Source organism: Chelatococcus sp. KU-N122, from assembly GCF_055391085.1.
The window spans coordinates 6,834,824-6,846,979 of record NZ_AP043981.1 but is presented as its reverse complement, the minus strand read 5'-3'; the positions used below and the strand labels follow the sequence as shown (position 1 = coordinate 6,846,979).

The following is a 12,156-nucleotide window of genomic DNA, read 5'->3' as shown; positions in this document are numbered from 1 at the left end:
GTCTGAGTATGGTATAAATTCGGCATGAAGTATTGCATTTAGGGATCACAATGGACGGGGCGGAGTTTACCCGGTTGAAGGCCTTCGTCGCAGTCTGCGACGAGCGGGCATTCGGGCGCGCTGCAAAACGGCTGGCGATATCGCCGTCGGCGCTGAGCCGCACCGTCCGCTCGTTGGAGAGCCGTCTCGGGATACGCCTCCTCAATCGAACAACTCGCAGTGTCGGTCTGACGGAAGCGGGAAGTGTCCTCTATGATCGCATCAAGCCAATGATGATGGGTATGGACGAGGCTGTGATGGCGGTCGGGGCCTATCAGGACAAGCCGAAAGGCGTGGTTCGCGTCAATTTACCAAGCATTGCTGCGCAGATCGCGATCCTGCCGAGATTGCAGCAGTTTCGTCTTGCCTATCCGGAGGTCCGCCTCGATCTCGTGATAGACAATGACATCACGGATGTTGTTGCCCAAGGTTTCGATGCGGGTGTTCGGATTGGGGGGCAAATCAGCCGTGATATGGTCGCCGTGCGCATTACACATGATCTTCGAATGGCGGTTGTCGGAGCACCCTCCTATTTTGCGGACCGGCGGCTGCCTCAAGCTCCGGCCGATCTGAATGACCACTTCTGCCTTACCTACAAATGGAAAAGCACGGGAGCCTTGTATCCGTGGCGGTTCGAAGGTGTAGATGGTGCGATCGATGTTGATGTCGAGAACGTACTCACCGTAAACGACACGGATCTGCTGCTTTCAGCGGCGCGTCAGGGGCTTGGATTGGCTTACCTCATCGAAGACCTGGTCGGGCCCTTCGTGGAAAACAAGGAACTCATCCGGGTCCTGGAACCTTGGTGTAAGGTTTTTCCGGGGTTCTACCTCTATTACTCGGAGCGCACGCACATGGCCGCATCCGTGCGGGCGTTTATCGACTTCATGAAAGTGGTGGGCGTCTAAGAGCCCAAGGCGCGACGCAACGCCGCCGTCGAGGACATCTGGAAACGCGTTTCCGGCGTCGAACCGTCGCGCTTGTCGCCTGAGTGACCGCAGGATCAAGGAGAGCCCATGCACGCAGAACGACTGAAGGTCTTGGAAGCGGCGATTTCGACGCTATCTCCGGGGGAGTTTCATTTTCCCGAAATCTACGGGTCGGACTGGAACGAGCTTTATGTCGGCGACAAGGTCAAGCTCGGTCGCGAATTCATGAACCTCGTCCAAAAGGGGAGGTTCGCCAATGTCGCCGACACCGGGAAAAAGAAGGCGGGCGGACGCGTCTACCTCAAGGCTTAGTGAGGCTTGCCAAACGTGGCCACGGCGCCGACCGAATGCCGGTGGTGTGCGAACAACCTGCGCGTCGCCTGATCGCCGTCGTGCAATCGGCATAAGCGCGTATACAGGGCGGGTCATTGGCAGTGTATCCGCCCGGAGGTGGAAATCTCTAATGCCCCCCGTACTCCCAGGCGGCGTTAGAGGGCTATAGCGTAGGCGTAGTTCTCATCTGGTTCCCGCGCGGCCCGCCACGCCGTTTTACGCCAAACTACAACAAAACCCTATCTCATCGCAAATAATCGTGTCAATTAAGTTGATTAGACTGATCGCTAACTCTTCTTCGATGTCGCACACATGCCGCGAGATAATGGATTGATTGATGCGTGGCCGCGGTGCCGCACGGCGGAAAGTCGGCTCTTCCGCCGCTACGACGAAGTGCGCAGGGCGCGGAGGTCCATAGCTCCATTTAGGAATGCAGTTGTCGTGATACACTCAGCTCCCAGCCTTACCGGCAGGCGCGGAAGCTGCTGCCGGTTCGCCTGGCAACGTGAGGGATCGCCGCTGCGTGATGGCTACGCCCGCGATGCAGATGGTTGCTCCCGCGACGAGATTTGCAGTCAGTGGCTCGTTCCGCAAGATCACCCCGGCGGTGACTGCGAAGGCCCCCTGCAACAGCGTGTAGGGCGCGACCCGCGCCATAGAGCAGCGCGCGACCAGCCAGAACCACAAGCCAAAGCCGACGATGCCGCCGAGAATCACCGTGTAGGCAAACGACAGCCATGCCGAGAGACCCGCAGTTGAAAGTGCGGTCATCTGTCCCGCCTCGGTGATCACCGACACGACCAGAACCTGCGGAACCGTGAATAGCGACATCCACGCCATTAGTTTCAGCGGATCAAATGGACCGTATAGCTTGGTCAGAACGCTTCCGGTGGCAAGCGCCAGGGCCGATCCGACGACAAAAAGTGTCGGGACGACCGGTATAGCGACCTCGGGATTGGCAATAGCCAAGATCACCCCGGCGAGGGCGATCAGGACCCCGAGAACAACGCGCAGCGGCGGTCTTTCACCGAGGAGAGGCCAGGCGAGAACCAACGTGAATGGAGACCACAGCTGATTCGCTATGCCGGTCACGCTAGCGGGTGCCTGTGTGAGGCCAACGAACACGAGGCCGAAGTTGAGGCCACCGATGAAGATCGAAATGACGAAGAATGCGCCCAGCTCACGTTTCGTTGGTCGTCCAACGAACGGTATTAAAACCGCAGATACAACTGCGAAGCGCAAGCCTACGAAGAACAATGGCGGGAAGGCTGCCAATCCAACCTTGATGACTGCGTATTGCACGCCCCAGATCAGCGGCACAAGCACGGCGCAGAAGACTTGAATCGGCGGCATAGCATCCTCTTTTTGGACCTTTTGGTCCATAAATCGACATGACGCGGGCGCGCTCGGCTGCGTGGCAGTTTACTTTGCGAGGCGCTCGACGAATGTCAGCACGGAAGCCGCCGACCTGCTCGGCTCTTGGCCTGTTTTGCCCACAACACGCAGGCCTTCGAGCAAGCAGAGCAGGAGGTGGGCCGCGGACGCCGGTTCAATGCCCTCAGCCAGTTCGCCCTCGACCCGCGCGCGCGCCAAGGCCGCGGTCATGCGCGCCTCCATAGCCTCGAAGAAGCGTCGGACGCGCTGGGCCGCCTCCACGTCGTGCGCCGCCAACTCCATGGCTGTCGCTACAACCAGGCATCCACGCCTGCCGGCTGTACCACTGGTGCGCGCGACATAGCCCGCCAGGCAGTCTCGAAGACCCGCGAGTGCCGGCTTTCCTGGATCAAGTTCCCGCTCGATCCGCTCCAGTGCATCGTCGATGTAGCGGTCGAGGGCGCAAAGGAAGAGCCCGTGCTTGTCGCCAAAGGCTGAATAGAGGCTTCCACGCGAAAGGCGCGTCGCTTCCAGAAGGTCTGGGAGCGACGTACCATGATAGCCGCGCGACCAGAAAACATTCATGGCGCATTCGACGGCCACATCGGCATCGAATTCGCGGGGGCGGCCACGCGGCATCCGCGATAAAGTTTGTGCCCGCATTTCACATTTATGGACCTTTCGGTCGTGAAATGCAAGCCGCACCAATCCCAGGATACGTCGGCGTACTGGGTCGCGAAATGCGGGTCACGCTCGACCTGAAGGCCGAGCTTATTCAACCTGTCGGATGCAATCGCGTCCTTCGTAGAGCGCGCGGTCGACACGATCCATCAACGCCGGAAGGCCCTCGTCTTCGCGTGCAACCGTGATCCCGAAGCTCGCCGTCGGGCTGAATTCGTCCGAAACGATACTGGGCGCCACGTCCTTGAATGCGGACCGAGCAGCTTCGGCCAAGAGGTGCGCAGCGAGGGCCTGTCCCGATGGAAGCAGCACCGCAAATTCCTCGCCGCCAAGGCGGGCGATGATCGCATCACGAGGAGCGTTGTCCTTGAGAGTTTTTGCGAAGGTTCGGATGATTCTGTCGCCGCTGATATGTCCGAAGCGGTCGTCGATCGACTTGAAGTGATCGAGGTCGCTCAGGATCATGGCGACCTGTGCGTCGGTCGTTTGCCGCGCCAGCGTATCGCGCGCGCGCTTCGAAACCGCGGCGATTGAGCAGTCCAGACAACACATCGGTCTGCGCTTCCGACTTGCTGCCCTCCATGACATCCTCGGGGAAGCGCACCATCGCGTAGACTTCGTCGCCCACGCTGAAGCCCTCCACGCCGTCTGCGACCGCCTCGACCACGCCGGACACGTCCGATCCCAGGATGAGCGGAAACGAAGGCTGCGGTTGCCACTCGGGAGGAAGCGAGCGGTAGCCATCCCGCAGATACCAATCCGGCGGGTTGAGACCGACCGCATGGACCCCGACCAGCACATCGCCCGCCGCCAGTGAACCTCCGCTATCAAAGCAACGGCCAGATGTTGCGCTGGCCGTTCCGTGTCGGGGATCGCGAAATCGTGCCCCCATCCGGCATTGTCATGGACGCCAGCGAAGCGTTGATGGCAGCGCTGGTGGCCGGTGGCGGCATCGGCATCAGCGCGGACTTCGTCGCGGCGCCCCATGTGGTGCGCGGCGACCTGGTGCCGGTTCTCTCCGACTATGCGGTCGAGCGGCACAACATCACGGCCGTTTGGCCAGAAAGTCGCCGGGCCAATCCTGCCGTGCGTGCCTTCCTGACCCAATTGCAGAACGTCCTTCCGGGCCGAGTGGCGACGACGAGCAGACTATCTTCGCCGATCGCATAGAGGTCGCGGTGGTGCGAGCGGCCGAGGCGTCACTTGCCGATATAGGCGGCCAGTTCGTCAGGCGTTCCCATGGGAAAGGCTTGCTTGAGATAATCGAGAAATGTCGAGACGCGAGCGCTCAGCAGGCGCCTGGATGGGTAGAGAGTCCATAGGGCTATGTCGGGCTCGTCGATCTCTCCCCATTGCACCAGGGTGCCGTCCGCCAAATCGTGGCTCACCAGGGACACGGGGAGACGGCCGGCGCCGACACCCGCGCGTACGGCATCCCGCACCATGACGAGCGAGGACAGAGCGAGGACCGGCGTGACCGCGATTTTTCCGGGGCCGTCCGGCGTCTTCACGTCCCACGTCGGTCTGTCGCCCGCCGAGCGCACGACCGCACGAGCGGGTTCACCCGCGATCGGTCGAGGCAGGCCGGGACTTGCCACGACCACCAGCCGATCGCGCAGGAAAGCTCGTCCAACCAGGCTTTCGTCCGGATCCGGATTGACCCGTATCACCAGATCGAATCCCTCCTCGATCATATCGACGGCCCGGTCTTCCGTGGTGACCTCGAGCCGCACCTCCGGGTATTTCAGGGAGAACTCTGCGGCGATCTTGCCCATCGCGGTCTGTGCAAACAGTAGCGGAGCGCTTATCCGCAACCGCCCCCGTGGCCGTTCTCCGCCCGAGGCGATCGATGCGGCTGTCTCCTCCAGCTCAGTGAGCAGCAGGCCAGCGCGCTCGAACAACGCCCTTCCTTCCTCGGTCAGCTTCAGAGCCCGCGCGCTGCGCTCGAACAGGCGTATGCCGAGGCTCGCCTCCAGTTCTCCCACGCGTCGGGACAAGGTGGCTTTTGGGCGCCCGGATGCGCGAGCCGCCTTGCCGAAGCCCTCGTGTCGCGCGACCAGGTTGAAATCAGCGAGAGCGAGCAGGTCCATGCGTGTTCCATCGGTGAGACGGTCTGTCCAAATATAGCGTCTATTTGCGCAACCATGGATCACTACCTTGGCCAATGCCTCTGTTGGCCCAAACAAGGAGTGACCCCCATGACCATTCTCGTGACAGGTGCCACCGGCCGCGTCGGCCGCCATGTCGTCGACCAGCTCGTTCAGCGCGGCGCCAATGTGCGCGTGCTCACCCGCGACCCCTCGAAGGCCAAGTTCCCGGCCGGCGTCGAAATCGCGCAGGGCGAGCTGCTCGACATTGATGCGCTGCGCAGCGCGTTCAACGGCGTCAGCACCCTGTTCCTGCTCAATGCGGTCACCGGCGACGAATTCACCCAGGCGATCATCACCCTCAACATCGCCCGCGAGGCGGGCGTCGAGCGGGTCGTCTATCTGTCGGTGATCCGCGCCGATCGCTTCACAAACGTGCCGCACTTCGCGGTGAAGTCCGGCGCTGAGCGGATGCTCGAGCAGATGGACTTCAGCGCCACGATCCTGCGCCCGTCCTACTTCATCGACAATGAGGTCATGATCAAGGACGTCATCTTCAACCATGGCGTCTATCCGATGCCGATCGGCGGCAAGGGGGTCGCCATGGTCGACGCCCACGACATCGCCGAGGTCGCAGCGATCGAGCTGATCCGTCGTGACCGGGCCCCGGGCAAGCTGCCGCTCGAGACCATCAACCTGGTCGGCCCCGATACCCTGACGGGTTCGGACGTGGCCGCGATCTGGTCGGACGTCCTGGGCCGCCCCGTGGCCTATGGCGGCGATGATCCCAGCGGGTTCGAACAGAACATGGCGAGCTTCATGCCGAAGTGGATGGCCTATGAAATGCGCCTGATGGCCGAGCGCTATGTCAGCGATGGCATGATCCCGGAAGCCGGCGACGTCGAGCGTCTGACCAGGATCCTGGGCCGTCCGCTGCGCTCCTATCGCGACTTCGCGGCGGGGCTCGTCTCGCAGCAGAACACGACGGCCTGAGCGCCAGATCTGAAGGTCCCGAACATTGATGCCATGCGGGGAGCAGGAACTTCAGATCCACCACACTAGTTTCCCTTGGCTCGCTTTTTCCTGAACGCGCGCCAGGTCATTGCGCGGCTGGCGGGGTCGTCGGTCGCCCCGGGCTTCAGGCGGTGGATTGCCTGGTTGTGCGGCGAGGTCTTGACGATCTGCGGGTTGGAATAGGCTTCGTCCGAGATCCGAGCGAGCACGGCGATCCACCGGTCGAGCGCTTCTTTCCCATACATTTCGCCCGCTTCAGGGGTGAAGGGTTCGGGCAGCAGCCACGGTTCGTGGCTGGACCACATGGCGTCTATGCCGAAATCAGTCATCCGGTTCTGGACGTCGTGAACGTCGACGCCGGTTTCCTCCTTCATGGTCTGGAGACTGTAGCGCGTCATCTCGAGCCGCGGCGTTCCGGCGTCGGGGTGCGAGCGCGTGACGCCGCGGATCGCGAGGAGCCCCTTTTCCATATAGTTGTTGGCGAGCACCGAGATGTCGGACGCTTGCCCGATCCCTTCGACGCCCATGGCGCGCGCCCAGCCATAGGCCTTTACGATGACCGGCACATTGCCCCAGAACTCGCGGATCTTGCCCACGCTCTGCGGCCGATCATGGTCGAGGCGGTAGTGGCCGTCATTCAGCGTCACGAGTGGCGAGGGAAGGAAAGGCGCGAGCTCAGCGGCGCAGCCATATGCGCCCGTCGCCGGGCCGCCGACGCCGCTCTTGGGGGCGCCGAAGGTCTTGTGCAGCATGAACATGCAAGCGTCGAAGCCGATCTCGCGCGCGCGGATCTTGGACATGACGCCGTTGAAGTTCGCATGGTCGTAGAAGCACAGGCCACCGGCCTCGTGGACGATGCGGGTCCACTCCTTGATCTCGGGATTGTAGACGCCCATGTCGTCAGGATTATTGACCATCAGCGCAGCCGTGCGATCCGAAACGGCCGCCTTCAGCGCGTCGAGCGACGGATAGCCGTTCTCGTCGAGCATCAGCGTGATGACCTTGAACCCGGCGGCGGCGGCGGTCGCTGCGTTGCACGGGTGGGTCTGGATCGTCGTGATGATCTCGTCGCGCTGGGCCAGTTCGCCGCGCGAGGCGTGGTAGGCGCGCGTCACCGCGCAGTGCGTAAAGGCCGCCTCGGCACCGCCGCCGGCCTGAAACACGAACTGGTCCATGCCCGATAGCTCGCGCAGGATCAGGTCCATACCGTGCACGATCTCCAGCGCGCCCTGCATCGTATTCTCATGCTGATGCGGGTGGAGCTGGGTGAGCTCCGGGCGCCATGCCATCTGCTCGTTGATCTGCGGATTGTATTTCATCGTGCAGGTGCCGAAGAGGCTGATGCCCATCATGCCGAGTGTCTGCTGCGACAGCCGCAGGTAATGGTAAAGGACTTCCGGCTCCGACATCTCCGGCAGTGCGGGCTTGTCGTGGCGGCGCAGCGCGGCGGGGATCAGATCGGTGGCGTCCCCGATCTGCTCCCGGATCGCCGGTTCAGCCTGCGGGTGCAGCAGGCCGCGGCGACCGGGATGGCCCATCTCCATGATGATCGGCTCGTTCCAGACCGGCGCATGATATTCCTTCAGCTCGACGGTCATCGCGCAATCGCCTTCTTCAGGGCGCCGGCCAGGCGCTCGATGTCGGAAAGGGTGTGGATCTCGGTCACGCAATAGAGCGCGCTCTGGCCCAGCTCGGGGAAGTCACTCGATAGATCTTTGCCGCCGAAGATCCCTTCATCGCGCAAGGCGTCGTTGATCTCGGCGACGCGTTTGCCGGTGCCGTCGAAACTGACGACGAACTCCTTGAAGAAGCCCGAGGGGAAGGTCACGCGGACGCCGTCGATCGCGGAGAGCAGTCGCGCGGCATGATGGGCGCGCTGGAGGATCAGCTTGCCGACCTCCGCGAAGCCATGTGGTCCCATCATCGCCATGTAGGCGGTGGCGGCAATCGCCCACATGTAGACGGAATGTCCGGTCCAATCGTTGCCCTTGTCGCGCAAGCCGTAGGAAGACTGATGGAACAACCCGAGGCCAAAGCCATGCTCACCCGGCTTCAGCGTCTCCGAAATGCTGATGAACAGCGTCGGATATTCTTCGGCGTAGCGTGGTTCATCGCGCGAGGCGATGAAGCCGCCGACGCCGCCGCCTGCGTGGAGATGGACGCCCAGCGGCTGGATGGTGCCGACCACGAGGTCGGCGCCATATTCGGCCGGTGCAGCGAGCACGCCAAGCGAGATCGGATCGACGCCCACGACCGTCTCGGCACCCGCCGCGCGGGCGATAGCGGCGATTTCGGCCGCTTGATGCTCGATCACTCCAAGATAGGAAGGCACTTCGAAATAGACCGCGGCGGTCCGTTCGCTCACGGCGGCGCGCAGGTCGTCCATGTCGATCAGGCCGGTGGCCGGATCATAGTCGACGAGACGGATGGCGATGTGGTTCGCCATCTCGGGAGGCTCGCAATAGTTGCGGATCACCGACAGTCGTTCGGGGTCGATCGCACGGACGATCGCCACTTCGTCACGGGCCGTCAGGCGCGACGCCATGCGCATCGCGTGACCGGCAGCAGTGCCCCAGCTGCGCACGGGCAGGCCGACGAGGTCGAGGTTCAGCAACTCGCCGAGCTGGCTGCAGAATTCGAACCATGCCTGGTTACGGCCATGGTCGGAACTGGGCTCGCCGAAGATCGATGTCAGCCATTCGTTGCGACGAACGATCTCATCGACAGCAGCGGGGACGTGATGCTGCCAGATGCCGGCGCCAAGGAAACTCAGGTTTTGCTCGGTGGTGCGATTCTTGGCCAGGGTCTCGACAAGATGGCGCCGCAGCTCGCGTTCGCTGAGCGCCGGCGGTAGGTCGAGCGGACGCGCCAGGCGATGATCTGGGGGGATCTGGACGAATAGTTCCTCGATGCTGCCGACGCCGACGGCGTCCAGCATCTTCTGCTGGATCGCGGGCACCGAGTTGGCCATGTAAGGGTGGGCTGTCGGCGGTCTCATGGAAGGTCTCCTGGATTGAATTGACGATGGCGTGCGGTCAGGCCGCGACCCTGAAGCGCGTGCTTCGACCGGGGGCGGTCTCGACGCGGATGTGGCCCGCGAGCATGGCGTCGATCTCGTCATCGCCGGTGTCGACGCGCAGCGGTGCGCCGTCGAGTGCGATGAGCTTTTCCAGGGTAGCGATCACGGTGATCCGTTCGCGACCGGTCCGACGTATGACGTCCGCGCTGATCTGTTGATTGCCGCGGCCGAACAGGCTTCCTTGCCCGCCCAGAACGCCCACGATGATGTGAGCCTCACGGCCGTCCATGTGCTGCAGCAACGCCCGTTCATCGAGGTCCAGGCCGACCGGTGTGCCGTCCAGCACGGCGTCCACGCCGAGCAAAGTGGAGGGGATGCCCAGCGCTTCGGAGACGCGGCGGGAGGTGGTGCCCGGTCCCAAGATGTAGAGACATCCCGGTCGCATTGCGGCGGCGATCTGCCGGGCGATCGCGTCGAGCGTCGCGTCTTCGCCTGGGCGCGCTCCAGCCTTGGCGTTCTGTGCCAGTTGGCGCTCAAACGGGCTGCTCGCATAGCCGAACAGGCGCGCCGACACGCGGTCTTCGCGGATGGCGGCTTCGTCCAGGTCCATCACCTCGGCTTCGCGCAACGCTGCGGCCGGGCTACCGGCGAGGAATAATTCCGCAAGCAGGCCGGCGTTGTTCGGGCTCGTCCCGAATACGGCCGAATGCATCTTCACGCCGGCCGGGACGCCGAGGAGGGGAACGCAATTGCCGACAGCGCCAAGAATGTCTCGCGCGGTACCGTCGCCCCCAACGAACAGAAGCAGGTCAACACCACGATCCGCCATCGCCGCGGCCGCTGCTCGTGTATCGGCGCTGGTGGATGACGCAGCTTCTGGTCGATGCAATACGACGGGTGCAAAGCCGGCGTCGCGCGCGACGTCCTCACCCATGGCACCCGCGGCGGTCAGGATCCGAAGCACCGGAAACGATGCTGCCACGCGGGAGAGTGCACGAGCCGCTTTCTGTGCGGCAAGCGGGCGTGCTCCGCGACGCAGCGCCTCCCTGACGATGCCGTCACCGTCGGTGCCCTTCAGGCCAACGCGTCCGCCCATCCCCGCGAACGGATTGATGACGAGACCCAGAAGCGGGTCCTCGCGGTCACGGGCGGTCAGATTGAAATCGGCCATGCTGCCCCGACGAACTTGTCCTGGTACAAGGGTTCACATACATTATGTACGTGAAAGGCGTATCGACATACATTGTGTATGTCAAGTCAGATGCGCTTTGTATGTGAAATGGAGATCGTATGGGGCGTACCCGCGCTGAGACGATGGCAGAGACGCGCGAGAAGCTGATCGCTGCCGCCCGCAAGGCATTTGCGGTGAAGGGCTATGCCGAGAGCGCGATGGAGGATCTGACCGCCGAGGCGGGTCTGACCCGCGGGGCGCTCTATCATCAGTTCGGAGGTAAGAAGGGGCTCTTGGAGGCCGTGATCGAGCAACTCGACGCGGAGATGACCGAGCGCTTGTCCGTTATCTCGAAGCGGGCCACATCGACATGGGGCGCATTGATCGACGAGCTGGTGGCCTATGTGGCGATGGCGGCCGAGCCGGAAATCCAGCGCATTGTCCTCCTTGATGGTCCCGCCGTGCTGGGCGAGCCGTCGAGTTGGCCAACGCAGATCGCCTGCGTCCGCAATACGAGGAAACAGATCGAGCTTCTCATCGAAGAGGGTGTCGTTCAGCCGGTCGATGCCGAGGCAACCGCACGTCTGGTAAGCGCCGCCGCCCTCGGAGCGTCGCTCTGGGTTGCGAATGCCGAAGATCCGCACGAGGCGTCACGCAAGGTGGCCGAGAGCCTTCCTGTCCTCCTGTCCGGTCTGCTGACAACACATCCGTCTGCGCTTCCGACTTGATGCCGTCCATGACGTCGACGGCGATGATCGCAACAATCGCCACCGCCAGCGTCGAGCAAATGAGAGCATCCGGGATCGAGACAATCAGCCAATAAGCTCCTTCGATCTGGCCGATGCGGGCCGGCCTCGAAGCGGTCGCTATCGGGACGCTCCTTGCGGCAGCGTGTCGAGGAGCGGACGTGACAGATGGGCAATCTGGTAGGCGACACCGCGCGCGTTTGCGTCGGGCTGCTCCTCCGACACCAGCACACGCGCGAACTTCCAGTTGTGCGAGTCCAGACCGATCACGGCCGAGACGGCATCCGGCCGGGTGGCGCGCTCTCGGGCTTGCTCGATTTCTCGCGCGATGGCTGCCGTCAGGTCCGCATCGAGCGGGATGTCCACATCCTCCCGATAGAGGAAGCGAGGCTCACGTCCCTTGCCTCTGAAGGCATCGAGCGCGAGGAAGGTCTCGATCGCGGCGCGCCCAAACGAATCCGTGACGATCTCGTAGCCGCCACGCACCAGCCAATCGCGAAGAGCTTCGTCGCGACGCCACAGGTAGAGCGAGGAGAAACTGTTCGCGGACGCCCCGAACCGGCCGGTCTCGCGCAGCAGAAAGCCCTTGAAGTAGAGCTCCGGCGCGGTGTCCCAGACAGGACCGCGTTCCCGCACGCGGGTGCGGATCAGACCGACATCGTAGTCGGCGGGCAGATGATGGGCGTAGTGGACGATGATCATGTCGGGGCTCCTGGTCCGCGTGGTCCGCGCTCACGGCTTTTCACGTCAGAGTAGGTGCTGT

Annotated in this window: 13 protein-coding genes and 1 pseudogene; 5 read left to right on the top strand and 9 right to left on the bottom strand. The window is 63.0% G+C overall.

The window, feature by feature from the left end; all coding sequences use genetic code 11:
- The first annotated feature begins 74 nt into the window (after nt 1-74).
- On the top strand, nt 75-947 hold the full coding sequence (locus ACZ5PO_RS31020) for a LysR family transcriptional regulator (protein ID WP_464186296.1): 873 nt from the start codon (nt 75-77) through the stop codon (nt 945-947).
- A gap of 108 nt (nt 948-1,055) precedes the next feature.
- A complete protein-coding gene (locus ACZ5PO_RS31015; protein WP_464186295.1) occupies nt 1,056-1,280 on the top strand; it encodes a DUF1413 domain-containing protein in 225 nt (74 codons plus the stop codon).
- A 471-nt stretch (nt 1,281-1,751) separates the two neighbouring features.
- Here the strand turns inward: ACZ5PO_RS31015 and ACZ5PO_RS31010 are convergent, their stop codons facing one another.
- The 4 genes and pseudogenes from ACZ5PO_RS31010 to ACZ5PO_RS30995 form a co-directional block, all read right to left on the bottom strand.
- Nucleotides 1,752-2,654 carry a DMT family transporter gene (locus ACZ5PO_RS31010; RefSeq protein ID WP_464186294.1) on the bottom strand — a complete coding sequence of 301 codons (903 nt, stop codon included), beginning with the start codon at nt 2,652-2,654 and terminating at the stop codon, nt 1,752-1,754.
- 69 nt (nt 2,655-2,723) lie between these two features.
- Complete coding sequence (locus tag ACZ5PO_RS31005; RefSeq protein WP_464186292.1) at nt 2,724-3,260, bottom strand: TetR/AcrR family transcriptional regulator; 537 nt, start codon at nt 3,258-3,260, stop codon at nt 2,724-2,726.
- A 186-nt stretch (nt 3,261-3,446) separates the two neighbouring features.
- Complete coding sequence (locus tag ACZ5PO_RS31000) at nt 3,447-3,908, bottom strand: GGDEF domain-containing protein (protein ID WP_464186291.1); 462 nt, start codon at nt 3,906-3,908, stop codon at nt 3,447-3,449.
- Between the two features lie 7 nt (nt 3,909-3,915).
- Nucleotides 3,916-4,161: pseudogene (locus ACZ5PO_RS30995) on the bottom strand (alcohol dehydrogenase catalytic domain-containing protein); the annotation flags it as partial.
- 38 nt (nt 4,162-4,199) lie between these two features.
- Here ACZ5PO_RS30995 and ACZ5PO_RS30990 point away from each other — a divergent pair.
- Nucleotides 4,200-4,526, top strand: coding sequence for a LysR substrate-binding domain-containing protein (locus tag ACZ5PO_RS30990; protein WP_464186289.1), 327 nt, complete (start codon nt 4,200-4,202; stop codon nt 4,524-4,526).
- A 29-nt stretch (nt 4,527-4,555) separates the two neighbouring features.
- Here the strand turns inward: ACZ5PO_RS30990 and ACZ5PO_RS30985 are convergent, their stop codons facing one another.
- On the bottom strand, nt 4,556-5,446 hold the full coding sequence (locus tag ACZ5PO_RS30985) for a LysR family transcriptional regulator (RefSeq protein ID WP_464186287.1): 891 nt from the start codon (nt 5,444-5,446) through the stop codon (nt 4,556-4,558).
- A 108-nt stretch (nt 5,447-5,554) separates the two neighbouring features.
- Here ACZ5PO_RS30985 and ACZ5PO_RS30980 point away from each other — a divergent pair, with 108 nt between their 5' ends.
- Nucleotides 5,555-6,436: an SDR family oxidoreductase gene (locus ACZ5PO_RS30980; protein ID WP_464197126.1), complete on the top strand. Its 882-nt coding sequence runs from the start codon at nt 5,555-5,557 to the stop codon at nt 6,434-6,436.
- 65 nt (nt 6,437-6,501) lie between these two features.
- Here ACZ5PO_RS30980 and gcvPB read toward each other — a convergent pair whose 3' ends face one another.
- From gcvPB to ACZ5PO_RS30965, 3 genes are read right to left on the bottom strand one after another with little or no spacing between them, the layout of a single operon-like run.
- A complete protein-coding gene (gcvPB, locus tag ACZ5PO_RS30975; RefSeq protein WP_464186285.1) occupies nt 6,502-8,055 on the bottom strand; it encodes an aminomethyl-transferring glycine dehydrogenase subunit GcvPB in 1,554 nt (517 codons plus the stop codon).
- Nucleotides 8,052-9,455, bottom strand: a complete 1,404-nt coding sequence (gene gcvPA / locus ACZ5PO_RS30970; RefSeq protein WP_464186284.1) for an aminomethyl-transferring glycine dehydrogenase subunit GcvPA — start codon at nt 9,453-9,455, stop codon at nt 8,052-8,054. The genes gcvPB and gcvPA overlap by 4 nt, the downstream gene beginning before the upstream one ends.
- A gap of 37 nt (nt 9,456-9,492) precedes the next feature.
- On the bottom strand, nt 9,493-10,647 hold the full coding sequence (locus ACZ5PO_RS30965) for an ATP-NAD kinase family protein (protein WP_464186283.1): 1,155 nt from the start codon (nt 10,645-10,647) through the stop codon (nt 9,493-9,495).
- A gap of 119 nt (nt 10,648-10,766) precedes the next feature.
- Here ACZ5PO_RS30965 and ACZ5PO_RS30960 point away from each other — a divergent pair, with 119 nt between their 5' ends.
- Nucleotides 10,767-11,375, top strand: coding sequence for a TetR/AcrR family transcriptional regulator (locus ACZ5PO_RS30960; protein WP_464186282.1), 609 nt, complete (start codon nt 10,767-10,769; stop codon nt 11,373-11,375).
- A gap of 138 nt (nt 11,376-11,513) precedes the next feature.
- Here the strand turns inward: ACZ5PO_RS30960 and ACZ5PO_RS30955 are convergent, their stop codons facing one another.
- Nucleotides 11,514-12,095 carry a DUF4865 family protein gene (locus tag ACZ5PO_RS30955; RefSeq protein ID WP_464186281.1) on the bottom strand — a complete coding sequence of 194 codons (582 nt, stop codon included), beginning with the start codon at nt 12,093-12,095 and terminating at the stop codon, nt 11,514-11,516.
- Nucleotides 12,096-12,156 lie beyond the last annotated feature (61 nt).